Annotated in this window: 21 protein-coding genes and 1 riboswitch; of the genes, 4 read left to right on the forward strand and 17 right to left on the reverse strand. The window is 73.0% G+C overall.

Annotated elements, in window-relative coordinates:
* The first annotated feature begins 130 nt into the window (after nt 1–130).
* Complete coding sequence (locus tag I3F54_RS12140) at nt 131–634, forward strand: hypothetical protein (protein ID WP_240118699.1); 504 nt, start codon at nt 131–133, stop codon at nt 632–634.
* A gap of 88 nt (nt 635–722) precedes the next feature.
* Here the strand turns inward: I3F54_RS12140 and I3F54_RS12145 are convergent, their stop codons facing one another.
* From I3F54_RS12145 to I3F54_RS12160, 4 genes are all read right to left on the reverse strand, one after another.
* Complete coding sequence (locus tag I3F54_RS12145) at nt 723–2171, reverse strand: glycine hydroxymethyltransferase (protein WP_240118700.1); 1449 nt, start codon at nt 2169–2171, stop codon at nt 723–725.
* 33 nt (nt 2172–2204) lie between these two features.
* Nucleotides 2205–2292: riboswitch (ZMP/ZTP riboswitch) on the reverse strand.
* Between the two features lie 238 nt (nt 2293–2530).
* On the reverse strand, nt 2531–3715 hold the full coding sequence (locus tag I3F54_RS12150) for a glutathionylspermidine synthase family protein (RefSeq protein WP_240118701.1): 1185 nt from the start codon (nt 3713–3715) through the stop codon (nt 2531–2533).
* Nucleotides 3716–3727: 12 nt separating this feature from the next.
* Nucleotides 3728–4063: a hypothetical protein gene (locus tag I3F54_RS12155; protein ID WP_240118702.1), complete on the reverse strand. Its 336-nt coding sequence runs from the start codon at nt 4061–4063 to the stop codon at nt 3728–3730.
* 117 nt (nt 4064–4180) lie between these two features.
* Nucleotides 4181–5572, reverse strand: coding sequence for a PLP-dependent aminotransferase family protein (locus I3F54_RS12160; RefSeq protein WP_240118703.1), 1392 nt, complete (start codon nt 5570–5572; stop codon nt 4181–4183).
* 47 nt (nt 5573–5619) lie between these two features.
* Between I3F54_RS12160 and I3F54_RS12165 the strand changes: the two genes are divergently transcribed.
* Both I3F54_RS12165 and I3F54_RS12170 read left to right on the forward strand, forming a co-directional pair.
* Nucleotides 5620–6174, forward strand: coding sequence for a carboxymuconolactone decarboxylase family protein (locus tag I3F54_RS12165; RefSeq protein ID WP_240118704.1), 555 nt, complete (start codon nt 5620–5622; stop codon nt 6172–6174).
* Nucleotides 6175–6203: 29 nt separating this feature from the next.
* Nucleotides 6204–6926, forward strand: a complete 723-nt coding sequence (locus I3F54_RS12170) for an isocitrate lyase/phosphoenolpyruvate mutase family protein (protein ID WP_240118705.1) — start codon at nt 6204–6206, stop codon at nt 6924–6926.
* A 153-nt stretch (nt 6927–7079) separates the two neighbouring features.
* Here I3F54_RS12170 and I3F54_RS12175 read toward each other — a convergent pair whose 3' ends face one another.
* The 11 genes from I3F54_RS12175 to I3F54_RS12225 form a co-directional block, all read right to left on the reverse strand.
* Nucleotides 7080–8042 (reverse strand): ABC transporter substrate-binding protein, encoded by a 963-nt coding sequence (locus tag I3F54_RS12175; protein ID WP_240118759.1) that lies wholly within the window; start codon nt 8040–8042, stop codon nt 7080–7082.
* A 91-nt stretch (nt 8043–8133) separates the two neighbouring features.
* On the reverse strand, nt 8134–10152 hold the full coding sequence (locus I3F54_RS12180) for a proline/glycine betaine ABC transporter permease (RefSeq protein ID WP_240118706.1): 2019 nt from the start codon (nt 10150–10152) through the stop codon (nt 8134–8136).
* A gap of 49 nt (nt 10153–10201) precedes the next feature.
* Nucleotides 10202–11311, reverse strand: coding sequence for a glycine betaine/L-proline ABC transporter ATP-binding protein (locus tag I3F54_RS12185; RefSeq protein ID WP_240118707.1), 1110 nt, complete (start codon nt 11309–11311; stop codon nt 10202–10204).
* Nucleotides 11311–12879: a GMC family oxidoreductase gene (locus I3F54_RS12190; RefSeq protein ID WP_240118708.1), complete on the reverse strand. Its 1569-nt coding sequence runs from the start codon at nt 12877–12879 to the stop codon at nt 11311–11313. Before I3F54_RS12190 ends, I3F54_RS12185 begins: the two co-directional genes overlap by 1 nt.
* Nucleotides 12880–12931: 52 nt before the next feature.
* The gene (locus I3F54_RS12195) at nt 12932–14452 is read right to left on the reverse strand and encodes an aldehyde dehydrogenase family protein (protein ID WP_240118709.1); all 1521 of its coding nucleotides are present in this window, start codon (nt 14450–14452) and stop codon (nt 12932–12934) included.
* A gap of 445 nt (nt 14453–14897) precedes the next feature.
* Complete coding sequence (locus I3F54_RS12200) at nt 14898–15608, reverse strand: hypothetical protein (RefSeq protein WP_240118710.1); 711 nt, start codon at nt 15606–15608, stop codon at nt 14898–14900.
* Nucleotides 15609–16054: 446 nt separating this feature from the next.
* A complete protein-coding gene (locus tag I3F54_RS12205) occupies nt 16055–17044 on the reverse strand; it encodes a malate dehydrogenase (RefSeq protein ID WP_240118711.1) in 990 nt (329 codons plus the stop codon).
* A 487-nt stretch (nt 17045–17531) separates the two neighbouring features.
* The gene (locus tag I3F54_RS12210; RefSeq protein WP_240118712.1) at nt 17532–18695 is read right to left on the reverse strand and encodes an XRE family transcriptional regulator; all 1164 of its coding nucleotides are present in this window, start codon (nt 18693–18695) and stop codon (nt 17532–17534) included.
* A 324-nt stretch (nt 18696–19019) separates the two neighbouring features.
* Nucleotides 19020–19487, reverse strand: a complete 468-nt coding sequence (locus tag I3F54_RS12215; protein WP_240118713.1) for a helix-turn-helix transcriptional regulator — start codon at nt 19485–19487, stop codon at nt 19020–19022.
* A gap of 357 nt (nt 19488–19844) precedes the next feature.
* Complete coding sequence (locus I3F54_RS12220; protein WP_240118714.1) at nt 19845–20288, reverse strand: DUF3017 domain-containing protein; 444 nt, start codon at nt 20286–20288, stop codon at nt 19845–19847.
* Nucleotides 20278–21132 carry a bifunctional methylenetetrahydrofolate dehydrogenase/methenyltetrahydrofolate cyclohydrolase gene (locus I3F54_RS12225; protein ID WP_240118715.1) on the reverse strand — a complete coding sequence of 285 codons (855 nt, stop codon included), beginning with the start codon at nt 21130–21132 and terminating at the stop codon, nt 20278–20280. Before I3F54_RS12225 ends, I3F54_RS12220 begins: the two co-directional genes overlap by 11 nt.
* 246 nt (nt 21133–21378) lie before the next feature.
* On the opposite strand from I3F54_RS12225, the gene I3F54_RS12230 reads away from it, so the two are divergent.
* Nucleotides 21379–22011, forward strand: a complete 633-nt coding sequence (locus I3F54_RS12230) for a hypothetical protein (RefSeq protein ID WP_240118716.1) — start codon at nt 21379–21381, stop codon at nt 22009–22011.
* A 130-nt stretch (nt 22012–22141) separates the two neighbouring features.
* Here the strand turns inward: I3F54_RS12230 and purH are convergent, their stop codons facing one another.
* Complete coding sequence (gene purH / locus I3F54_RS12235; RefSeq protein WP_240118717.1) at nt 22142–23704, reverse strand: bifunctional phosphoribosylaminoimidazolecarboxamide formyltransferase/IMP cyclohydrolase; 1563 nt, start codon at nt 23702–23704, stop codon at nt 22142–22144.
* A complete protein-coding gene (gene purN, locus I3F54_RS12240) occupies nt 23701–24339 on the reverse strand; it encodes a phosphoribosylglycinamide formyltransferase (RefSeq protein ID WP_240118718.1) in 639 nt (212 codons plus the stop codon). Before purN ends, purH begins: the two co-directional genes overlap by 4 nt.
* Between the last annotated feature and the right edge of the window lie 206 nt (nt 24340–24545).

A 24545-nucleotide genomic window follows, 5' to 3' on the forward strand; every position in this document is an offset into this window, starting at 1 on the left:
GCGTGAGTGGCGACGCGGGGGCGGACGGGACCGGGGGCGCGGGCGGTGGTGCGGCGGGCGCTCCGGGAGGCAGGGCGCAGGCGCCCGCGGGCGCGCCGTCTTACGCGGGGTGCTGCCGGCGTCGGCGGCCGTGGCACTGTGCCTCGGTCCGGCGGCGGCGAGCGCACTCGCCCGGGAGCCCGACGGGCGCACGATGCCCGGCCCGGCCCGGGTGACGGGGGCCGGGACGGGGCGGACGACGGCGCCACGGGCCGCGGAGCCGGGGGGCGCCGGGCTGCGCGATCTGCTGAAGCCGCCGTACTCGGGCACGGAGCCGGTCCCCGCGCCCTGGGCGGACGGCCGCCGCCCGGCGGTGCGGGTGATCGTGCTGCGGGAGTGGAGCGGAGTCGGCGCCCGGCCGCAGCGCGGCCGGGCCCCGGGCGAGGAGCTGACGGGGCTGCTCGGCCGGGCGCCCGCCGCCACGGGTGCCGGGGGCGACGGGGCGCCGGACGGAGCGTGGTGTGCCCTGCCGGGGCTGGCCCTGGGCCTGGCGCTGGGCGCGGGCGGCACGGCGCTGGTGCGCCGGGCGGCGAGCCGCCCGGGGGCCCGGCCGCCGGGGTACGAGGGGCCGGGGCAGGAGCTGATCGATCTGTGAGGTCCGGGGTGCGCGCGCCCCGGACCGGGCCCCCGGTTCCCCGGCCCGGTGCGTGCGGGATCCGGGGACCGAGGGCGGCCGGGACCGGTCAGCCCAGGTCGATCTCCGGGTAGAGGGGGAAGCCGGCGACGAGGTCGCCGGCCCGGCGGGAGATCTCGTCGGCGATCTTGGCATCGAGGACGTGGGACGCCTTGGAGGGGGCGCCGGACCTGGTGGTGCCGGGCTCGGCGGCCGCCAGGACGCGGTCGATGAGCGCGGCGACCTCGTCCATCTCGGCGGTGCCCAGGCCGCGGGTGGTCAGGGCGGGGGTGCCGACGCGGATGCCGGAGGTGTACCAGGCGCCGTTGGGGTCGGCCGGGATGGCGTTGCGGTTGGTGACGATGCCGGAGTCGAGGAGCGCCTGCTCGGCCTGGCGGCCGGTGAGGCCGTAGGAGGAGGCGACGTCGATCAGGTTGAGGTGGTTGTCCGTGCCCCCGGTGACCAGGGTCGCTCCGCGCCGCATCAGTCCCTCGGCCAGGGCGCGGGAGTTGACGACGATGCGCTGGGCGTAGTCGCGGAAGGAGGGCCGGCGGGCCTCGGCGAGGGCGACGGCCTTGGCGGCCATGACGTGCGGGAGGGGACCGCCGAGGACCATCGGGCAGCCGCGGTCGACCTGGTCCCTGAGGGAGTCGTCGCACAGGACCATGCCGCCGCGCGGGCCGCGCAGCGACTTGTGGGTGGTGGTCGTGACGATCTGGGCGTGCGGGACCGGGTCGAAGTCCCCGGTGAGGACCTTGCCCGCGACCAGGCCGGCGAAGTGGGCCATGTCGACCATGAGCGTGGCGCCGACCTCGTCGGCGATCTCCCGCATGATCCGGAAGTTCACCAGGCGCGGGTAGGCCGAGTAGCCGGCGACGACGATCAGCGGCTTGAACGCGCGGGCCTGGGCGCGCAGCGCCTCGTAGTCGATGAGACCGGTGGCCGGGTCGGTGCCGTAGGAGCGCTGGTCGAACATCTTGCCGGAGATGTTCGGGCGGAAGCCGTGGGTGAGGTGGCCGCCGGCGTCCAGGGACATGCCGAGCATGCGCTGGTTGCCGAACGCCTGCCGCAGTTCGGCCCAGTCGGCGTCGGTGAGGTCGTTGATCTGGCGGACGCCGGTCCGCTCCAGGAAGGGCACCTCGACGCGGTCGGCGAGGATCGCCCAGAAGGCGACGAGGTTGGCGTCGATGCCGGAGTGCGGCTGGACGTAGGCGTGCCGGGCGCCGAAGAGTTCGCGGGCGTGCTCGGCGGCGAGGGACTCGACGGTGTCCACGTTGCGGCAGCCGGCGTAGAAGCGACGGCCGACGGTGCCCTCGGCGTACTTGTCGCTGAACCAGTTGCCCATCGCCAGCAGGGTGGCCGGGGAGGCGTAGTTCTCGGAGGCGATCAGCTTGAGCATCTCGCGCTGGTCACCGACCTCCTGGCGGATCGCGTCGGCGACCCGGGGCTCGACGGCGCCGATGACGTCGAGGGCGGCACGGTAGGCGGTGGACTCGGTGGAGAGAGGTTCGGCTGGCATGGAGGACCTCCGGACGTCGGCGTTCAGCGTTCACGGTACGGCCCAGGCGCACGGCACTGTGTCACTCGGGCCGCTCCCCGATGGTCCGTCCCATCCCAGCGCGCCAGTCACGACCCGGCCGCCAGCCTACCGGGGGCCGCACGGGCAAAGATCCCCCGTCCACCATGCGGGCGAGGCGCCGGACATGCGGAAGGTCCCCCGGCCGCGACGGGCCGGGGGACCTTCGGTGGAGCGCTGGGCAGGCCTTGCACCTGCATCTCCCCGCAGGAAGCGGGGCGTCTTTCCTTGGACCACCAACGCAGCATCAGCCGCCACCCGATCGGGTGACCGGCTCAAGATCCAGTGTAGCGCACACTCCGTCAGAGGATCACGTGCGGCAGGAACCGGGCGTACGCGTCCGTCACCAGACCGGAGGACTCGCGGATGCCGAGGCCGGCCGGCTCCTCCCCGACCACCCAGGCGCCGAGGACGACGTGGTGGCCGTCGAAGGCGGGCAGCGGGGCCAGTTGCTGGTAGCAGCAGGCCTCCTCCCGTGCGACCGGTGCGGTGCCGGGGGCGTGCACGGTGACGCCCGCGCCCTCGCGGCCCAGCAGCGGCTTGGCCACGTACCCCTGGCGGGCGGCGAGTCCGCGGGGGCCGTCCAGGTGCGCGGGCAGGAGGTTGGGGTGGCCGGGGTAGAGGTCCCACAGGATCGCCAGCAGGGCCTTGTTGCTCAGGAGCATCTTCCAGGCCGGCTCGATCCACAGGGTGCTGCCCGTGCCGCCGCCGTTGTCGAGGGTGGAGAGGACGTGGTCGGCGAAGCGGTCCTCGGTCATCCACTCCCACGGGTACAGCTTGAAGCAGCTGCGGATGAAGCGGAGCCGCCGGTCGACGAAACGGCCGGACAGCGGGTCCCAGCCGATCTCCTCCATGGAGATCCAGTCGGTGTCCAGGCCGGCCTGCTCGGCGGTCTCCTTGAGGTAGGCGACCGTCATGAGGTCCTCGCCGAGTTCGTCGGCACTGGAGTGCGCGAAGTGCAGCGGTCCGCCCGGCGGAAGGAGGGTGCCCTGCTCCTTCCAGGCGGCGACGAGGCGCTCGTGGAGGGAGTTCCACTGGTCGGCGTCCGGGAAGCGGTCCTCCATCCAGAACCACTGCGGGGACGCGGCCTCCACCAGGGAGGTGGGGGTGTCGGCGTTGTACTCCAGGAGCTTCGCCGGCTCGGTGCCGTCGTAGCGCAGGTCGAACCGGCCGTAGACGGAGGGGAGTTCGGCGCGCCGGTGCCAGGCCTCGGCGACCGCGGCGGCGAGGCGGGGGTCGGTGATGCCGAGGTCGGCGAAACGGTTCTCCGTGACGATGTGGTCCGCCGCGGCCAGGCACATCCGGTGCAGTTCCCCGACGGTCCGCTCCAGCGCCTCGACCTCGGCGAGGGAGAAGGAGTAGTAGGCGCTCTCGTCCCAGTAGGGGCGCAGGGAGTCGTCGGGGTGGCGGGTCAGGGGATAGATCAGGCCCTGTTCCTCGACGATCCGCTGCCAGCCGGGGCGCGGGGTGATGGTGTGTCGCCTCACGGGTCGGCGCCCTCAGCCGCCGGAGCCGGACTTGCCGCCGCCGAAACCGCCGCGGTCGACACGGCTGCTGCCGCCGGAGCCGCCCTTGCCGGGCCTGACGAAGGAACCGCCGCTCACGAAGCCGTTCTTCTTGCTGCCGCCGTAGTACCAGGAACCGGTGGACTTCGCCCCGCTCGACGAGCAGTTCTTGTCGGAGACGACCCGGTAGCCGTTGGAGAGGGTGTAACTGCCCGGATCCACACAGCGCTTGTCCGGATCGGAGGAACACGCGGTGAGCGCGGCGGCGAGCAGGCCCATGCCCCCGAGCGCGACCGTGGTCGACCGTAGTTGCCGGCGTGCGTCCGCCATGTTCGTCTCCCCGTCGGTGTGCCGTGACGCGCCGCGGGCGCGTCCCGCGCGGCACGTTGCGGTGCGGTGCCGACGGGCGCGGTCACCGCGGCGGTGCGCCGTTCTCGGCGGCCCAGCCTAGGGCAACACCCGGCACAGGGCCTCCAGAGCCCCGTTCCACGTGTGGTCGGGCGGCGTCCCGTAGCCGACGACGAGGGCGTCCGTACGGGGGCCGGCGCCGGCCAGCGGGTGGCGGAAGCGGGCGAGACCGGGTACGGCGAGGCCCTGCCAGGCGGCGGCCCGGACGACCGACTGCTCGGTGCCGGGTGGGAGGCGCAGCACTGCGTGCAGCCCGGCCGCGATGCCGGTGACCGCCACCCGGGGCGCCCGTTCGGCGAGGGCGGCGACGAGGGCGTCCCGGCGGCGCCGGTAGCGCAGCCGGGCGGCGCGGACGTGGCGGTCGTAGGCACCCGAGGAGAGGAACTCGGCGAGGGTCAGCTGGTCGAGGACGCCGACCGAGCCGGCACCGCCGCGTTCGAGCACCTCCGCTACCAGCGACGGCGGCAGCACCATCCAGCCCAGGCGCAGTCCCGGGGCGAGGGACTTGCTGGCGGTGCCGAGGTAGACCACGTGGTCGGGATCGAGGTCCTGGAGCGCGCCGACGGGCTGGCGGTCGTAGCGGAACTCGCCGTCGTAGTCGTCTTCCAGGATCAGTCCGCCCGTCCGCCGTGCCCAGTCGACGGCGGCGGCGCGGTGCCCGGGGTGCAGGGCGCCGCCGAGCGGGAACTGGTGGGAGGGGTTCAGCAGGACCGCGCGGGCGTCGCCGAGACCGTCGACGCGGGTGCCGCGGTCGTCGTGCGGCAGCGGGGTGGTGGCCAGGCCGGAGCGGGCCACCAGGTCCCAGTGGATGTCCAGGCCGTACGGCTCGACGGCGAGGGTGCGCAGGCCGCGCGCGAGCAGCACCTCGGTCAGCAGCATCAGGCCGCCCGCGAAGCCGTTGCAGACGACGATGCGGTCGGGGTCGGCGCGCACGCCCCGGGCGCGGGCGAGGTAGCCGGCGAGCGCGGTGCGCAGTTCGACGCGCCCACGGGGGTCGCCGTAGCCGAGGGCGTCGCCGGGGGCGGCCGAGAGGGCGCGGCGCGCGGCGCGCAGCCACTCGGCGCGCGGGAACGAGGCCAGGTCGGGGGTGCCGGGGTAGAGGTTGTACGCCGGCCGGCCCGGCTCGCGGCGCCGTGGGGCGGACCGCTGCGGGCGGCGGGGCGCGGCCGCCCGCTCCGCCACGCGGGTGCCGGAGCCCTGACGGGCGGTCAGCCAGCCCTCGGCGACCAGGTCGGCGTAGGCGTCGGCGACCGTGTTGCGGGCGATGCCCAGGTCGGCGGCGAGGGAGCGGGAGGACGGCAGCCGGGTGCCGGGGGCGAGGCGCCCGGTGCGGACCGCCTCGCGCAGGGCGTCGGTCAGGCCGCGCCGCACGCCCGGTCCGGCCGGTGCCACATGGAGGTCGATGCCGAAAGCGGCCCATGGTTTCGCCATGGAAATGGACCATACTCCTGGGCTTCTTGCCTCCTAGGGTCGAGGACATGACGACGACCACGCAGAACGCACGGACCACGCAGACCTCGCGGACCGCAGGGGCCCCGGCCGGCACGGCGGCAGACGCGTACGCCCCCGAGGCCGCCCCCCGCCTGAACTGGGCCGAGCACGCCCCGCAGGTCTACAAGGCGATGGTCCGCCTGGACGGCGCCGCCAGGCAGGACCTGGACCCCAAACTGCACGAGCTGGTGAAGATCCGCGCCTCGCAGATCAACCACTGCGCCTTCTGCCTCGACATGCACACCAAGGACGCGCTGGCGGCCGGCGAGAGCATCGAGCGGATCGTGCAGCTCGACGCCTGGGAGGAGTCCCGGCACTTCTACACGGTCAAGGAGCTCGCCGCCCTGGAACTGACCGAGGCCGTCACGGTGCTGACCGACGGCTCCGTGCCGGACGAGGTGTACGCCCGCGCCGCCGCGCACTTCGAGGAGGCGGAGCTGGCCCAGCTGATCGCCGCGATCACGGTGATCAACGCCTGGAACCGGTTCGCGGTGACGTGCCGGATGACCCCCGGTCACTACCGGCCGGGCCAGTACGCGTGACGGCCGGCCACCGGGACGGGGAGCAGAACGTGACGACGGGGACCGAGACGTTCCGGGCCCTGCACCGAAGCCGGCCGCCGGGCGACCCGCTCGTGCTGCCCGGCCCCTGGGACGCCGCCTCCGCCCAGGTCTTCGTGGCGGCCGGGTTCCCGGCACTGGCGACGCCCAGCGCCGGCATCGCCGCCGCCCTCGGGTACGAGGACGGGCGGACCCCGGCCGACGAGATGTTCGCGGCGGTGGCCAGGATCGCGCGGGCCGTGGACGTGCCGGTGTCCGCGGACGTGGAGGGCGGCTACGGGTTCGCGCCGAAGGAGCTGGTGGAACGGCTGCTGGAGGCCGGCGCGGTGGGCTGCAACCTGGAGGATTCCGAGGGCGGGGTCCTCAAGGACCCCCGGCGGCACGCCGAGTGGCTCGCCGAGGTGCGGGGGGCGGCCGGTGACCGGCTGTTCGTCAACGCCCGCATCGACACGTTCCTGCACGGGGCCGGCGACCCGGACCGCACCATCGAGCGGGCCGCCCTGTACGTCGCGGCGGGCGCCGACTGCGTCTACCCGATCCTCGCCCCGGTGGGCCTGCTGCCGCTGCTGCGGGCCGGGATCGAGGGCCCCCTCAACGTCTTCGCCCGGTACGGCGAAGGCCCCTCCCCCGCCGAGCTGGGCGAGGGAGGGGCCACGCGGGTCACCTTCGGGCCGGGGCTGCTGCACGCCGCGTCGGACGCGCTGCGGGTGGCCGCCGCCCGGATCCGGGGATGACGGCGGCCCGGGACCGGGGCGCGAACGCCCGGTCCCGGGCACGGGTCCGCCCGGGACCGGGCGGGGGAGCCGGAACACCGCGGGCGAGCCCGCACCACCGCCGGGGCGACGGCCACCGGGATCCGGGGCCGCCCGCGGCGTTCCCGCCGGCTGCTACTTCGGCAGCCAGGCCTTCCAGACGTCCGGGTTGGCCTTGACCCACTGCTCGGCGGCCTTCTCGGAGCTCAGCTTCTTGTCCGCGATCAGCGCCGCGACCTCGTTCTGCTGCTCGTTGGTCCAGTTGAAGTTCTTGAGGAACTCCGCGGCCTTCTCGTTGTTCTTGGCGAAGTCCGCGCCCAGGTACTTCTGCAGCGGGGTCTTGGCGTAGCCGCAGGCCACCTTGGCGGCGTCGGCGTCGCAGCCGTCGGTGTACTCCGGCAGCTTCACCTCCACCAGGTCGATCTGCGAGTTGAGCCACTGCGGCGTCCACCAGTAGCTGATGAACGGCTTCTTGGCCTTGTAGTCCTCGCGGATCTGGGTGATCTGCGCGGCCTCGGAACCGGCGTAGACCGTCTTGAGGTCCAGCTTCAGGTTCTTGATGAGGGCGTCGTCGTTGGTGGTGTAGGACGGCGAGCCCTCCAGCAGCTGGCCCTTGTCGCCGCTCTCCGCGGTCTTGAACAGGCTCGCGTACTTGTTGAGGTTCTTGGAGTCGACGATGTCCGGGTGCTGCTCGGCGAGGTACTTCGGTATGAACCAGCCGATGTGACCGGTGACGCCGAGGTCGCCGCCCTTGACGACGGACTTCTTGTCGTCGACGTACAGCTTGACCTTCTTCGGCGCGCCGCCCCAGTCCTCCAGGATCGCGTCGGCCTTGCCGCTGTTCAGCGCGTCGAACGCGACCGACTCGTCGAGCTGGGTCAGCTTGACCTTGGTGTCGAGCTCGTTCTCCAGGATGTACTTGGCGACGGCCGCGTTGGCCTCGGCACCGACCCACGACGGCACCGCGATGGTCACCGAGTCGGAGCCGCCGCTGCTGGAGGAACCGCCGGTCTTGGCGGCGCCGCAGGCGCTCACCGAAGCGACGCCGAGGACGAGGACGGACGCGGTGGCCGCGCGCAGGAGGGTCTTTCTGTTCATCATGTGCGTGTTTCTCTACTTTCCGACGGGCAGGTGGGGTCCTGCTGAACGGTTTGGTACGGGGTATGTGGGGGGCGGCTGGGCGCGCCGGCTAGCGGCCGGCGGCACGCTTGCCCGAACGCTGGGTGGCGCGGTCCAGGACCAGGCCGAGCAGCACGATCGCCACACCGGCGGTCAGGCCGAGGCCGAGCTGGCTCTTCTGCAAGCCCTTGACGACGTCGTAGCCGAGGGCGCCTGAGCCGACGAAACCGCCGACGATGACCATGGCCAGCACCAGCACGACGCCCTGGTTGAGCGCGAGCATCAGTGAGGGCCGGGCCAGCGGTACCTGCACCTGGCGGATCTGCTGGAAGGTGCTCGCGCCCATGGAGCGGGCGGCCTCCAGCGTGGCGCCGTCGACCTGGCGCAGGCCCTGCGTGGTGATCCGGACGACGGCGGGCAGCGCGTACAGCACGGCCGCGGCGACGGCGGCGGAGCGGCCCACGTTGAACAGGGCCACCACCGGGATCAGGTAGATGAACTGCGGCAGGGTCTGCATGGTGTCCAGCAGGGGGCGCAGCATGCGCTCCAGCAACGGCACCCGCGCCGCGACCACACCGATGGCGAAGCCGAGCACGAGGGTGACGACGACGCCCGCGATCGCCTGCGACAGGGTGTCCAGGGAGTGGTTCCACACACCGATGACACCGACGCCGGCCATCGCGGCGGCGGCCGTGCACATCGCCCCCCAGCCGCCCGCGACCAGGGCGAAGCCGGCGGCCAGCAGCACCAGCAGCCACCACGGGGTGGCGGTCAGGGTGTCACGGATCGGGTCGAGCACCCAGGTGGTGAAGTTCGCCGCCCAGGTACGGGTGCCGCCCACGACGGGCACACCCTCGGCAAGGTGGTCGGTGAACCAGCCGACGGCCTGGTTCACCGGCTGCGCGATGTCCACGATCCAGGCCTCGGGCCACTCGGCGATCAGCGACAGCCACCCGGCCGTGCCCAGGACGACGCCGGTGGCGGCCGCCACGACCCAGCCCCGCGCACCGTGCAGCCAGGGGGAGCCGGCCGGGGCGGAGCCCCCGCCCAGGCGCTCACCGGCGACGGCGGTGATGCGGTCCAGCCACACGGCCAGCAGCACGATCGGGATGCCCGCGGCGAGCGCCGAGCCGACGTCGACGGTGGACAGCGCGCGGAAGACCTCTTCACCCAGGCCGCCGGCACCGATCACCGACGCGATGGTGACCATGGACAGCGCCATCATGATGGTCTGGTTCAGGCCGAGGAGGATCTCCTTGCGGGCCAGCGGCAGCCGCGCGGTCAGCAGCCGCTGCACCGGGCTGGTGCCCAGCGACTCGGCCGCCTCCATCACGCCGGTGTCCGCACCGCGCAGGCCGAGCGAGGTGAGCCGCGCCATCGGCGGGGCGGCGTAGATGATCGTCGCGATCAGCGCGGACGGCACGCCGATGTCGAACAGCAGCACCAGCGGCAGCAGGTAGGCGAACGCCGGCATGATCTGCATGGTGTCCAGGACCGGCCGCAGGATCCGCTCGAAGCGGTCCGACAGTCCGGCGCCCAGTCCGAGCAGCGCGCCGATGACGGCGGAGACGGCGACCGCGACCGACATCAGGGCCAGGGTCTCCATGGTGGCTTCCCACATGCCCAGCAGGCCGCACGCGGCGAAAGCGATGAAGGTGATCCCGGCGAGCTTCAGCCCGCGCCGGTCCCTCAGACCGCCGATGCGCCAGGACAGCAGGACGGCGACGACGATCACCGGGGCCCAGCCGGCGGTCTCCAGCAGGTCGGTCATCCAGGTGACCGAGCTGTCGGCCCAGTTGCTCAGGTGCAGCAGGAAGTACAGGAAGACCGGGTTGGTGTCCCTGTTGTGCACGACCCAGGTGTAGGCGTCGTCGAGCGGCGTCTTGACGTCGACGGTGAGCGCCTTGGGCCAGTCCCCGCTGCCCCACAGCAGGGCGGCGAGCGGCACCAGTACGGCCGCGGCGACCAGCAGCGGCAGCAGCCGGCGCACCACCGGACGGGTCAGCGGCGATCTGCGCACGGCCCCGGTGGATTCCTTGGCCGGTTCGACCGGCGTCGGCGGCGGGACGGAGGTGGCGACGGCACTCATGCGCTCCACCCCCGGCCATGGCTGTCGGTGTGCTGCGGGTGGATGCGCATCAGGCGGCCACCTCCTCGCGGTCCAGACCGGCGACGACACGCAGCAGGGCGACGTGGTCCACCTGGCCCAGGCAGTGGCCGTCCTCGACCACGCAGGCGGCGCGGCCGCTGCGGGCGACGGTCTCGATGGCGTCCGCGACGACCGTGCCGGGGGTGAGGGCACCGGGGTGCTCCGGGTCCTCGCAGCCGCCGGGGCGCATGGCCGTGCGGACGGTGATGACCTGCTCGCGCGGCACGTCACGGACGAAGTCGCGCACGTAGTCGTCGGCGGGCGAGCCGACGATCTGCTCGGGGGTGCCGAGCTGCACGATCTGGCCGTCGCGCATCAGGGCGATACGGTCGCCGACGCGCAGTGCCTCGCTGAGGTCGTGGGTGATGAAGACCATGGTGCGGCCCTCCTCGTGGTGCAGGCGGATGACCTCCTCCTGCATGTCGCGCCGGATCAGCGGGTCGAGCGCGCTGAACGGCTCGTCGAAGAGCAGCACCTCGGGGTCGGCGGCGAGCGCGCGGGCCAGGCCGACGCGCTGCTGCTGGCCGCCGGAGAGCTGGCCGGGGCGGCGCTGCTCCAGGCCTTCGAGACCGACCTTCGCGACCATCTCGGCGGCCCGCTCGCGCCGCTCGGCCTTGGGCATGCCCTGGATCTCCAGGCCGTAGGCGACGTTGTCCAGGACGGAGCGGTGCGGCAGCAGACCGAAGTGCTGGAACACCATGGCCGCGCGGTGCCGGCGCAGCTCGCGCAGCCGGTTCCTGTCCATGGCGAGGACGTCCTCGCCGTCGATCTCCAGCGTGCCGGAGGTCGGTTCGATGAGCCGCGTCAGGCAGCGCACGAGGGTGGACTTGCCGGAGCCGGACAGGCCCATGACGACGAAGACCTCGCCCTTGTGGACGTCGAAGGAGACGTCCCGGACGGCGGCGGTGCAGCCGGTGGCGGCGCGCAGCTCGGACTGGGACATGTCCTGGTACTCGGCATTGCCGGGGACGCGGTCGGCCTTCGGCCCGAACACCTTCCACAGGTTGCGGACGCCGAAGACGGGGGGCGTTCCGGCCGTGTCCGCGGGGGCGGTGTCCTTGTCGAGGACGGTCTTGGCGGGGTGGGGTATGCCGCTCATCAGGCCTGGTTCCCTTCGCTGGTGTCGGCCAGTAGTTCGGCTGCCTTCTCGCCGACCATGAGTACGCCGATCATCGGATTCACCGCGGGCAGGGTGGGGAAGACGGACGCGTCCACGACGCGGATGCCCTCCAGCCCTCGGACCTTCAACTCGGGGTCCACGACGGCGAGTTCATCGTCGGCGGCGCCCATTCGGCAAGTGCCCGCCGGGTGGTAGACGGTGTGGTGCGCCTTGCGCAGCACCTCGCTGAGCTGTTCGTCGTCGGTGATGTCGGGACCGGGGAAGACCTCCCGCTCCAGCCAGCCGGCGAAGGGCTCCGTCTTCGCGATCTCCCGGGCGATCCTCACGCCGTCGACGAGGGTCTGCGCGTCGTGGCCGTCCTCGTCGGTGAAGTAGCGGAAGTCCAGCGCGGGCTTGACCTCCGGGTCGGCGCTGGTCAGGTAGACCCGGCCGCGGGCGCGGGACCTGGGGATGTTCGGGGTCATCGACACGCCGTGCGCGGGGCGTTCGTAGCCCAGTCGCTCGGGGTTGTCGGTGAACGGGTTCTGGTAGAAGTGGAACATCAGGTCGGGCAGGTCCTGCCCGACGTCCCGGCGCACGAACAGCGCGGCGTCGGAGTCCATCGCGGAGTTCTCCGGCAGCGGCCGGTTCGTCTCCCACACGATCACCGACTCGGGGTGGTCCTGGAGGTTCTCACCCACGCCCGGCAGGTCGTGCACGACCGGGATGCCCAGCTCCTGGAGGTCCTTCTGCGGGCCGATGCCGGACAGCAGCAGCAGTCGCGGCGAGTCGACGGCCCCGGCGCAGACGACGACCTCGCGGCGGGCGGTGACGAGCTGCTCGGTGCCGTCCGCGGTGCGCACCCGCACGCCGGTGGCGCGCTTGCCGTCCATCTCCAGCTTGTACGCCCAGGTCTCCAGCATCAGCGTGAGGTGGGGGCGGTCGCCGGCCTCCATGTGCGGGTGGAGGTAGGCGACGGAAGCGGAGGAGCGTTTGTTGTTCTCCGGGTGGTAGGCGACGTCCAGGAAGCCGACGCCGTCGTGGAAGGGCTTGTCGTTGAAGCCGACCACCTCGGGGACGCCGGTGACGGTCTTCGACGCCTCGATCCAGTCCTTGGCGATGTCGTTCTGGTCCTGGTCGGCGACGCGCACGATGTTGTTGCGCAGCCGCGCGTAGTAGGCCTCCATCTGCACGGCACCCCAGCCGGTGGCACCCGCGGCCTCCCACTCGTCCCAGTCGGACGGCAGCGGCTTGAAGGCGATCAGGGTGTTGTGCGAGGAGCAGCCGCCGAGCACCTTGGCGCGGCTGTGCAGGATGTGGGAGTTGCCGTGGGGCTGCTCGACGGCCGTGTACTCGTAGTCGAGGTCGCCACCGAGCAGGCCCGTCCAGCGTCGCAGGGTGAGGACGTCCTCGCGGTCGATGTCGGTGGGGCCGCCCTCGATGACGGCGACGGTGACGTCGGCGTTCTCGGTCAGCCGGGAGGCGATGACGGAGCCGGCGGTGCCGCCGCCCACGATGACGTAGTCGTACTCCAGTGCGTTCTGCGGGTTCTGTGGGTTCTGCTGCATGTGGTGGTACTCCAGAGGGACGTGGGGTGACGGCGGGCTCCGGCGGCCGGCGTCAACCCGCGAACCACCGCACCGGCTGCGGCGCGAGGTTCTGATAGACGTGCTTGGCCTCGCGGTACTCGGCGAGGCCCGCAGGGCCGAGTTCGCGGCCCGTGCCGCTCTTGCCGAAGCCGCCCCACTCCGCCTGCGGGAGGTAGGGATGGAAGTCGTTGATCCAGACGGTGCCGTGGCGCAGACGTCCGGCGACCCGGCGGGCCCGGCCCGGGTCGGTCGTCCACACGGCTCCCGCCAGGCCGTACTCGGTGTCGTTGGCGAGGGCCACGGCCTCGTCCTCGGTGCGGAAGGTCTCGACGGTGAGGACCGGACCGAAGACCTCCTCGCGGACGGCCTTCATCTCGCGGTGGCAGTGGTCGAGGACGGTCGGCTCGTAGAAGTAGCCGCCGGCCGGCCGCTCGGGGGCGGGATCCGGGCGCTTGCCTCCGCAGCGCAGGACGGCGCCCTCGGCGAGTGCGGAGGCGACGTACGCCTCGGTCCTCGCCCGCTGCTGCTCCGAGACCATCGGGCCGACCTCTACGCCGTCCTCGGTGCCGCGGCCGAGCCGGATCCGCTCGGCGCGGCGGGCGAGTTCGGCGACGAAGCGGTCGCGGACCGACTCCTCGACGATGAGCCGGCCGCCGGCGGAGCAGACCTGACCGCTGTGGATGAAGGCGGCGTTGAGGGCCTGGTCGACGGCGGTGTCGAAACCTTCCTTCGTCGCGCAGGCGTCGGCGAAGACGACGTTGGGGTTCTTGCCGCCGAGTTCGAGGGCGACCTTCTTGACGGTCGGGGCCGCGGCCTGGGCGACCTTGACGCCGCTGACCAGGCCGCCGGTGAAGGAGACCAGGTCGACGCCGGGGTGCTCGGAGAGCCGGGCGCCGACCGAATGGCCCGGACCGGTCACGATGTTGGCGACACCGGCGGGCAGACCGGCCTCGGCGAGCAGGCCGATGAGGGCGACCGTCGTCAGGGGCGTGATCTCGCTCGGCTTGATGACGAAGGTGTTGCCGGCGGCCAGGGCCGGGGCGATCTTCCAGCTGGCCTGGAGCAGGGGGTAGTTCCAGGGCGTGATCAGCGCGCAGACACCGACGGGCTCGTGCACGACGACGCTGTGGACGTCCGGGGAGCCGGCGTCGACGACCCGGCCGGGAGCCTCGGCGGCCACGAGGTCGGCGAAGTAGCGGAAGGCGTCGGCGACGCAGTCGATGTCGATGCGGCCCTCTTCGAGGGTCTTGCCCGCGTCGCGGCTCTCCAGCAGCCCGAGTTCCTCGCGGTCGCGGACCAGGAGGTCGGCGACGAGACGGAGCAGCGCGGCGCGCTCACCGGCGGGCGTGCGCGGCCAGTCGCCCTCGTCGAAGGCGCGACGGGCTGCCTCGACCGCGAGGTCGGCGTCCTTCTCGCCGCCCTCGGCGACCACGGCGAACGGCTCGCCGTCCGCGGGGTCGAGGATCTCGCGCGTGGCGCCGGAGGCGGCGGCCAGCCACTGACCTGCCACGTGGATGCTCTGCCGCGCCTGATGTTCCGTTGAACCCACCATGCTGGGTATTGCCTTCCGTTGCTGTTCCGTGCCCATGAGCCACAGACCTGTGTCCACGGAGCCGGGAGCGCCTTCCCGGGAATCGGCGGTGCATGCGTCATCGGCGGCGACTTTTTTTCGCTCGGCCGGACATATGGGCATGTGTCCGCCGGACACCCGGACAAAGGTACGCAATTGACTCTGCGTGTCGGCGGCATCACCAGAACGTCACAAAGGCCACTTCAGCGGGGCCAGAGTCACCTGCCCCACCCCCTCGATCGCATGCGCGATCGGCGTCCGAAAGTGCGCAGCATCACTCCGCGCTCGGACAAATGGGGCAAAACGTACGCCGGTTTGGTGAGATGCGCCACGGAGGACGACGGAATGCCCGACCTGGAGCCGGTCGGCGCGGTCCCGGGCGGGGTCCCGCTGCAGCGGCCGCCGCCCTCCTGCCGTTCCCCCGGGGCTACGGTGCGCAGACCGATCCCGTCGGGCAGAAGGACCTCAGGGCCTCGGTGAGCGGGGCGCGCACCGCGGCGGCGGCGAGGCTCTCCGGACCGCTGGCGCGGATGGCGTACAGGGTGCCGTCGACGGCCTGGAAGCGGTGGTCGACGACGTGCCGGGCACCGAGGCCGGCATCGTCGTAGCGGTAGGTGAGTTCGGCCCAGGTGGCGCCCGAGGTCCGCTCCAGCGGACGGTAGCCGGGCTGCCGGGAGAAGCCGTATCCGGGGTCGTTCTCGGCGAGGTCCAGCGACTGCGCCGGGGTCGGCTCCGACAGGGCGAAGATCTGGAGCTGGCGGCCGTCGCCCGGGGAGTCGTAGAACACCACCGGCGCCTTCTCGCCCTGCTTCTGCCGACGGGTCCAGCCCTCGGGCACGTCGAGGGCGTAGCCCACGGGGTCGAGGGCACGGCGGTATCCGGCGGGCGGCTCGTCGGGCCCGTCCGGGCCCGCGGCCCGCGGGGTCTGCGGCGTGGCATCCCCGGCTCCGGAACCGGTTCCGGGGTCCGCCCCGGCTCCGGCACCGGGGGCGGTCCCGTCCGCGGTCCTGGTGGCGGTCACGGGCGCGGTCGCCGGGGGCGTGGCGATGGTGCCGGGCGCGTCGGCGCGGGTCAGGTACCAGACGCCGGCGCCCGCCCCCGCACCGACCACGGCCGTCATCACCAGCCCCAGCAGCATCGCCCGCATCCGGCGCGGGGAGGCACCGGCGGGACCGTACGCCGCCGGGGGCCGGGGCTGCCCCGGTACGCCTCCGGCCGGTGGGGCGGGGGGCGGCCACGGCGGAGGCGGCGCTTCGGCCGACCGGGTCTCGGCGTACGGCCACGGCGGGGGCGGGGCCCCGCCGGTCTGCGTCTCGGCGGACGCCCACGGCGGCGGTGCCGGTTCCTGCGGGTGCCAGGGCGCACGGCCCTGCTCCTCGCTCGGTCCGTGTTCCGCCCCGGACCCGGACGTCCCGGATCCCTGACCGCCGTACCCGTCCCATCCACTCATCACGCGCCCCCCGGATCACCCTGCGTACTCCGACGGTAGCGGCGAAAAAGGCCACGGGCCCCGTTCCGGCGGAAACCGGAACGGGGCCCGTGCAGGCTCGTGACACAAGCCGTGCGGAAACGAACGCGGTCGGCTCAGATCAGGCCGAGGGCGCGGACCGCCTCACGCTCCTCCGCGAGCTCCTGGACGGAGGCGTCGATGCGGGTGCGGGAGAACTCGTTGATCTCCAGGCCCTGGACGATCTCGTACCGGCCGTCCTTGCAGGTGACCGGGAAGGAGGAGATCAGGCCCTCGGGCACGCCGTAGGAGCCGTCCGACGGGATGCCCATGGAGACCCAGTCGCCCTCGGCGGTGCCGTTGACCCAGGTGTGGACGTGGTCGATGGCCGCGTTGGCGGCGGAGGCGGCGGAGGAGGCGCCGCGGGCCTCGATGATCGCCGCACCGCGCTTGGCGACGGTCGGGATGAAGTCCTCGGCCAGCCACTTCTCGTCGTTGACGACCTCGGCGGCGTTCTTGCCCGCGATCGTGGCGTGGAAGATGTCCGGGTACTGCGTGGCGGAGTGGTTGCCCCAGATCGTCAGGCGCTTGATGTCGGCGACCGTGGAGCCGGTCCTCTTCGCCAGCTGGGTCAGCGCGCGGTTGTGGTCCAGACGGGTCATCGCGGTGAAGCGCTCCGCCGGTACGTCCGGCGCGGCGGCCTGCGCGATGAGCGCGTTGGTGTTGGCCGGGTTGCCGACGACGAGGACCTTGACGTCGTCCGCGGCGTGGTCGTTGATGGCCTTGCCCTGCGGCTTGAAGATGCCGCCGTTGGCCTCCAGCAGGTCGCCGCGCTCCATGCCCTTGGTGCGGGGGCGGGCACCGACGAGGAGGGCGACGTTGGCGCCGTCGAAGGCGACGTTCGGGTCGTCGCTGATCTCGATGCCCTTCAGGAGCGGGAACGCGCAGTCGTCCAGCTCCATCGCCGTGCCCTCGGCGGCCTTCAGCGCCGGGGTGATCTCCAGGAGGCGCAGCCTGACCGGCACGTCCGCGCCGAGCAGCTGGCCGGAGGCGATGCGGAAGAGCAGGGCGTAACCGATCTGGCCGGCCGCGCCGGTGACGGTGACGTTCACGGGAGTGCGGGTCATGGCGTTCTCCGTATGACAGCTGGCGGTGGGGCGTCCCTGCCCCGGGGGTTCGGATGATCGATCTCTTGGCGTCAAGAGATATCCGCGGGTCAGGCTATCGCGCATCGGGTATGGCGGTCGGCCGGGTCCCTGTGGCCCACCCCACAGCCCGCACCACCGGGTGACGTCCTTTCGGACACGCCGCAGGAGCGGCCGCCGGTCCGGAGGCGGAGGGGACACCGCGGGCGCCCGGCGGACACGCCGTTGCGCTCCCGCCGCGGGGTACGGGTCGCAGGGGCACGGGCACGGGTCGCCTGCCCGCGATCGCCGTGGTCATGAGGACCGCAGCGGGCGGCGTCCCCGGCCTGGCGGTCCGCGGGCCTGCCCGCGGTACGCCCGCCCCCACCCGGGCGGTCTCCGCGCCCGGGTGCCAGTGCCGCACCAGGCGACGTTCGCCCCCCGTCGCGGCGCTAGTGCCGCAACAGGCAACGTCCGCCCCGTCGCGGCACTAGGGAGTGCACCCCTTCTGCCCGGAGGCCAGGGTCGCGCACGCCGTGGCGTCGCCCGCGTCCCGCACGGCCACCATCGGCGTGTACGCGATCGTGTCCCCGGCGACGGTGATGGCGTCCCTCTGACTGGCGCTGCCCGCGGTGACCTCGACCGAGTCGCCCTGCACCGCACGGGTGACACGGCCCCAGGCCGCACCGCAGGTCCTGCTGTAGCGGACCTCCAGGACGGTCGTGCCGACGGTCACCGTCTTGGCGGTGGTGACCAGGTCGCCGCTGCACCCCATGAGTTCGGCGTCCTGGCCGCTGCACGTGTCGCCGCTGCACTTGACCCCGGGCGGCAGGGTCGCGTTCGTGGCGGCGGTCGGGGACGGCGGGGCGTTCTCGGCCCGGTCCTTCGCACCACTCCCGCCACCGGTCAGGAAGAACACCCCACCCGCCACGACGAGCACGCCGACGAGACCGGCGAGGAACATCACCAGCCGCCGCTTGACGGGTCCGGAACCGCCGTCCACCGAGCGTGCGTCGCGCGGGGGTTCGCCGTACGGACCCGGTGGCACCGGTGTCCCGGCCGGCCCCTCCGGGTGTCCGCCGGCCCGGGACGGGCCCCCGTACCCGGCCAGACCCCACGAGTTGCCGCCCGGGGAAGCCGGGGAGCCCGCGGGGCCGCCGTACGGGTCCGGCGTGCCCGGCACCGCGTCCCGCACGTCCGCGTCGGGTGCCATCGGCCGCGGCGGCATCGTCGGGGCGACGCCCGCCGGTCCCGCCACGCCGGGCGTGACGGTCGTGCCGCCGCCCGCGCGGGCCACCCTGCCGTTGCGCCCGCCGGCCGCCGGAGCGCCGTCCGCCTCGCCGAGCGCCGCACGCGCCTGGGAGATGCGGATGGCCTCCATGGTCATGTCGTGGCGCATCTCCGAGCGGCTCCAGGCGCGCTCGGCGAGCTCCCACATCGTGGTCAGATGCACCGGATTGGTCCCGGTGACCTCGGCCAGCGCGACGATCGCGCCCTTGGGCGCGAGGAGCCGGCCGTTGAGGTAGCGATCCCAGGACGTCTTGCTGTAGCCCGTGCGGTCGGCGATCGCCGCGACGCTCAGGCCGCTGCGGTCCACGAGCCGCCGCAACTGGCCCGCGAACTCCCTGACCTGCGGATCCAGTCCATCCGGCAAGGCCCTCCAACGAGGCATTACTTCCCCCTCTTCCCCCCCATGTGTGCTGAATCGTCCCCCGTGCGGGGCGCCCGCTGCCGAGTTCCCGTTCCGGCTACCCGCAGGGATGCGCGTACCAAGGATCTCAGTTCCCGGGGCGGGGGCGCACAAGAGCGCCCGGGCCGCGGGCATGCGCCGTCGTACGCCGGGCGGGGCGCGTCCAGTCCGACGGCCCGCGGGTTCCCGGCCGTGTGCACCGCGTCGCGGGGGAACCGGACGGCACCGCCGCACGAACCGGCCGGGATGGCGGCGCCGCCGTCGCCCCGCCCGCCCGGGCCGCCCCGCTCATCCGGCCGCCACGGCGCCGACGACAGCGGTCAGCAGCAGTGCGAGCAGCAGCAGGACCGCCCAGAGCAACAGGCTTACGGACGGCGGTTGCTGTTCCGGACGGGGCGGTGGCGGTTCCGGCCGCTCCCACCACGGGACAGTGGGGTCCTCCTGGTAGTCGCCCTCCGCCCCGGGCCGCAGCGGTTCGGGCCGCGGCCAGTCCTCCATGGCCAGTTCCCAGCGCACGGCGAGGCGTTCGGCGTCCGCGGGGTCCAGTCCGGCCACCTCGGCGAGTGCGGCGACGGCCTGGCGGGGCGGGGGCTGGACGGCGTTGAGGTAGCGCTGCCACGACGACTTGCTGTAGGCGGTGCGCGCGCCGAGGGCGGCCAGGCTCAGCCCGGTGCCGTCCTTGAGGTCCCGCAACCGTGTGACGAGGTGCCGCGCCTGGGGCGGCAGCCCGTCCGGCAGTTGCTGCCAGCCGCCCATCGCCCACCTCCACGGCGTCGCCCGCCACTCCGCGCTCCGTTCGAGGGACGCGGCGGCGCACAGAAGCGGTTCCCCGGCCGGGTGTGCGCACCTGTGGCAGGGTGAGGACACCGTAGCGGAATAGTCACTTCCGCGTCACAGCCCTCTGACAGCCGTTGAACAGGCCCTTCACGCTTTGCGAGCGTGGCAGTGGGCGCGGCCCGCCCCCCTCGGGGGAGGGGACGGCCCGCTCCCCGCCCGGCCGGCCGCCCGTGCCGGGAGCGCCCGGATCGGCAGCCGGGTCCGGGAGCCCCGGCCCGCACGGAAACGGCCCGCACGCCCCACGACGGGGGGTGCGGGCCGGCGCCACGCGGTGGTTCAGCTCTCCACCGTGAAGTGCAGCGTGTCCTTCAGGAACGGGATTTCCAGCCACGGGTGGGGCTGCGCCATCATCGCCAGCAGGGTGATGGCCAGGCCCAGCACACCGTAGGTGACGATGTCGGTGAAACGGGACCGCACCGCGAGCATGCCCACGCTGGGCAGTGTCCAGCGCATCGCGGCCCCGGCGAGCAGCGCGAGCCCGATCAGCAGGGTGCCGACGCGGAACACGTCCACCGCGGTCAGCAGCAGGCCCACCCCGACCGCGCCCAGCACGGCCAGCACCGGCCACTGCCTGGCCGGTGCCGGGGCGTCCTTGGGCGCGGCCCGCCCGCCGCCCTCGGGGCGGGCGGTGTCCCGTGTGAACCTGGGGAACCGGCGGCTGGTGCGCCTCGGTGCCGGGCCGGCCGCCGTCCGCCCCGCGGGCTGTTCCTCAGCCGACACTGCGCTCCGCCGCCTCGACCACGTTGACGAGCAGCTGCGCCCGGGTCATCGGACCGACACCGCCGGGATTCGGGGAGAGGAAGCCGGCCACCTCGGCGACGTCCGGGTGGACATCACCGACGATCCTGCCGTCGGCGTTGCGGGAGACACCGACGTCGAGGACGGCCGCACCGGGCTTGACGTCCTCGGGGCGGACCAGGTGCGCGGAGCCGGCCGCGGCGATGACGATGTCGGCGCGCCTGAGGTGGGCCGACAGGTCCCGGGTGCCGGTGTGACACTGGGTCACGGTCGCGTTCTCGCTGCGCCGGGTCAGCAGCAGCGGCATCGGGCGGCCGATGGTCACACCGCGGCCGACGACGACGACCTCGGCGCCCTTGAGCTCCACGCCGTAGCGGCGCAGCAGGGTGAGGATGCCGTTGGGCGTGCAGGGCAGCGGCGCCGGCTCGCCCAGGACGAGGCGGCCGAGGTTCATCGGGTGCAGGCCGTCGGCGTCCTTGGCCGGGTCCATCAGCTCCAGGATGCGGTTCTCGTCGATGCCCTTCGGCAGCGGCAGCTGGACGATGTAGCCCGTGCAGGCCGGGTCCTCGTTCAGCTCGCGGACGACCGCCTCGATCTCCTCCTGGGTGGCCGTGGCGGGCAGTTCGCGCTGGATGGAGGCGATGCCGACCTGGGCGCAGTCGCGGTGCTTGCCCGCGACGTACTTCTGGCTGCCGGGGTCGTCCCCGACGAGGATCGTGCCGAGGCCGGGCGTGACCCCCTTCTCCTTCAGCGCCGCCACGCGGGCGGTCAGATCGGACTTGATCGCGGCTGCGGTGGCCTTGCCATCGAGAATCTGGGCGGTCATGGCCCCATCCTCCCGGATGACCGCCTCCCGGTTCCAATCCGGGGTACCGCCAGGACTGCCCGACTTGATCGCTGATGTTGCACTTGCACAACACATACGGAATGCCGCTGGACAAGTAATGCGTGGCTAAAGAACGATGAGTCCACAGTGCCGCGGGCAGTACCGGGGGGACGGACCGCATCTGTAGTACTTCCTCCGACCTTGCCGCGCGTCCCCGCACTCGGGCAAACGGAGGAAGGACCGCCCATGAGTTTCGGCGACCCGAACAACCCCTACGGGCAGCCGCCCCAGCAGCCACCGGCCGCTCCCGGCTACGGCTACCCCCAGCAACCGCCGCCCGCCCCCGGTGTACCTCCGCAGGGCTACGGCTACCCGCAGCAGCCGGCCTACCCGGGCTTCCCCGGTGCGAACACGGTCCCGCAGACCATGCCGGGCCTGATGGTCACCGCGCGGGTGATGCTGTACATCGTGGCCGCCGTGCAGATCCTCATCGGCCTCTTCGCCGTGTACTTCGCCGCGACGATCAACGACGTGTCCAACGCGGGCGAGGACAGCTTCGGCAGCAACCCCCTGTCCGACCTCGGGCACGACGGCGCGGGCATCGTCTTCGTCATCGCACTGCTCTTCCTCGGGCTCGCCACCCTGTCGATCACGCTGGGCGTGAAGTTCACCCGCGGCGGGCAGGGCATCCGCATCACGACGATGATCTACGGCATCCTGGGCGCGCTCGTCGGCGTGCTGATCCTGATCGGCGCGGCGAACCAGGGCTCCAGCAGCGGCCTGGTCTCCGCGCTGCTGTGGATGAGCTTCGGCGGCATCATGGCCGCGGCGATGATCGCCCCGTCGGGTTCCGCCTGGTTCGCCCGGCCGCGCTACTGACCGCGCACCGGCGGCCGTACGGTTCGCGCCGTCCGTCCCACAGGGCCGTGTCTCACCCGTTCGAGGGGGACACGGCCCTGGGACGTCGCCCTGGTCCGGCAGCGGTGGCTGCCGGGAGCGCCGCTGCGGCTCAGTGGAAGAAGTGGCGCGTCCCGGTGAAGTACATCGTGACGCCGGCCTTCCTGGCGGCCTCCACCACCAGCTCGTCGCGGATCGATCCGCCCGGCTGGACGATGGCGCGGACACCGGCGGCGATCAGGATCTCCGGACCGTCGGGGAACGGGAAGAACGCGTCCGACGCGGCGTAGGAGCCGCGGGCCCGCTCCTCCCCGGCCCGCTCGACGGCCAGCTTGCAGGAGTCGACCCGGTTGACCTGGCCCATGCCGACACCGACCGAGGCGCCGTCCTTGGCGAGCAGGATGGCGTTGGACTTCACCGCGCGGCAGGCCTTCCAGGCGAAGGCCAGGTCCTTCAGCTCCTCGGCGGAGAGGGCCTCGCCGCTGGCCAGCGTCCAGGTGGCCGGGTCGTCGCCGTCGGCCTGGAGGCGGTCGGCGACCTGGAGCAGCACACCGCCGTCGACCGGCTTGGACTCCAGCCGGCCGGACGGCCCGTGCGGGGTGCGCAGCACCCGGATGTTCTTCTTCTTGGTGAGGGCCTCCAGGGCCCCTTCCTCGTAGTCCGGGGCGACGATGACCTCGGTGAAGATCTCCGCGACCTGCGCCGCCATCTCCTTGCTGACCGGGCGGTTGACGGCGATGACGCCGCCGAACGCGGACAGCGGGTCGCAGGCGTGCGCCTTGCGGTGGGCCTCGGCGACGTCCGCACCGACGGCGATGCCGCACGGGTTGGCGTGCTTGATGACGGCGACGGCCGGCTCGGCGTGGTCGTACGCGGCACGGAGCGCGGCGTCCGTGTCCGTGTAGTTGTTGTACGACATCTCCTTGCCGTGCAGTTGCTCGGCGTCCGCGAGGCCGCCGGTGCCGTCCACGTAGAGGGCGGCCTGCTGGTGCGGGTTCTCGCCGTAGCGCAGGGTGGAGCGGCGCTCGTGGGTCGCTCCCAGGAAGTCCGGGAAGCCGGACTCGTCGACCGGGGCGTAGGAGGAGGCGAACCAGCCCGCCACGGCCACGTCGTAGGCCGCCGTGTGCTGGAAGGCCTCCGCGGCCAGGCGCTTGCGGGCCGCGAGGTCGAAGCCGCCGTCCTGCACGGCCGCCAGGACGTCGGCGTAGCGGGCGGGGCTGGTGACGACCGCGACGGACGGGTGGTTCTTGGCGGCGGCGCGCACCATCGACGGGCCACCGATGTCGATCTGCTCGACGCACTCGTCGTCCGAGGCGCCCGAGGCGACGGTCTCGCGGAACGGGTAGAGGTTGACGACGACGAGGTCGAAGGGGGCCACGCCCAGTTCGTCCAGCTGCTGCCGGTGGCTGTCGAGGCGCAGGTCGGCGAGGATGCCGGCGTGCACCTTCGGGTGCAGGGTCTTGACCCGGCCGTCCAGGCACTCGGGGAAGCCGGTCAGCTCCTCGACCTTGGTGACGGGGACGCCGGCGGCGGCGATGCGGCCGGCCGTGGAGCCGGTGGAGACCAGCTCGACACCGGCCTCGTGCAGTCCGCGCGCCAGCTCCTCCAGCCCGGTCTTGTCGTAGACGCTGACGAGCGCCCGGCGAATCGGCCGCTTGTTGCTCTCGGCGGTCACTGGATAACTACCTTTCGTCCCTCGATGCGATAGCCGTTGCGGGCGAGCCGCCCCACGACCTCGACGAGCAGCCTTCGCTCGACTTCCTTGATGCGCTCGTGCAGCGCGCTCTCGTCGTCCTCGTCCCGGACCTCCACCACGCCCTGCGCGATGATCGGGCCGGTGTCGACGCCGTCGTCGACGAAGTGGACGGTGCAGCCGGTGACCCGGGCGCCGTACGCGAGCGCGTCGCGGACGCCGTGGGCACCGGGAAAACTCGGGAGCAGGGCGGGATGCGTGTTGACGAACCGCCCGCCGAAGCGGGCCAGGAACTCCTTGCCCACGATCTTCATGAACCCGGCGGAGACGACGAGATCGGGCTCGTGGGCGGCGACGGCCTCGGCGAGCGCGGTGTCCCACTCCTCGCGGCTGCCGTGGTCCTTGACCCGGCACACGAAGGTGGGCAGTCCGGCGCGCTCGGCCCGCGCGAGCCCCTCGATGCCGTCGCGGTCGGCGCCGACGGCCACCACCTCGGCGCCGTAGGCCTGCGCACCGGCCTCGCCGATGTGGTCCAGCAGCGCCTGAAGGTTGGTGCCGGATCCGGAGACCAGCACGACGAGGCGCTTGACGCGCTTGACCTCGGGCTTGGCGGCCACGGTGGGGGCCCTTTCTCGAGGGGGAGCGTCGGTACGGCCGGCCCAGCACGACGCCGGGTCTGTACGTTCGCACGAATGCTTCGGGTCCCCGGATACGGGGAAGCCTACGAAGCAGCCGACCGCCAGCAACGATACCGGCACACCGGACGGGCCCCGTGGGACGGGTGCGTGGCCGGAAGGTAGCGTCTGGGAGAAGCGGGATCGGG

The sequence above is a fragment of the Streptomyces sp. MUM 2J genome (assembly GCF_022414535.1).
GTDB lineage: Bacteria > Actinomycetota > Actinomycetes > Streptomycetales > Streptomycetaceae > Streptomyces.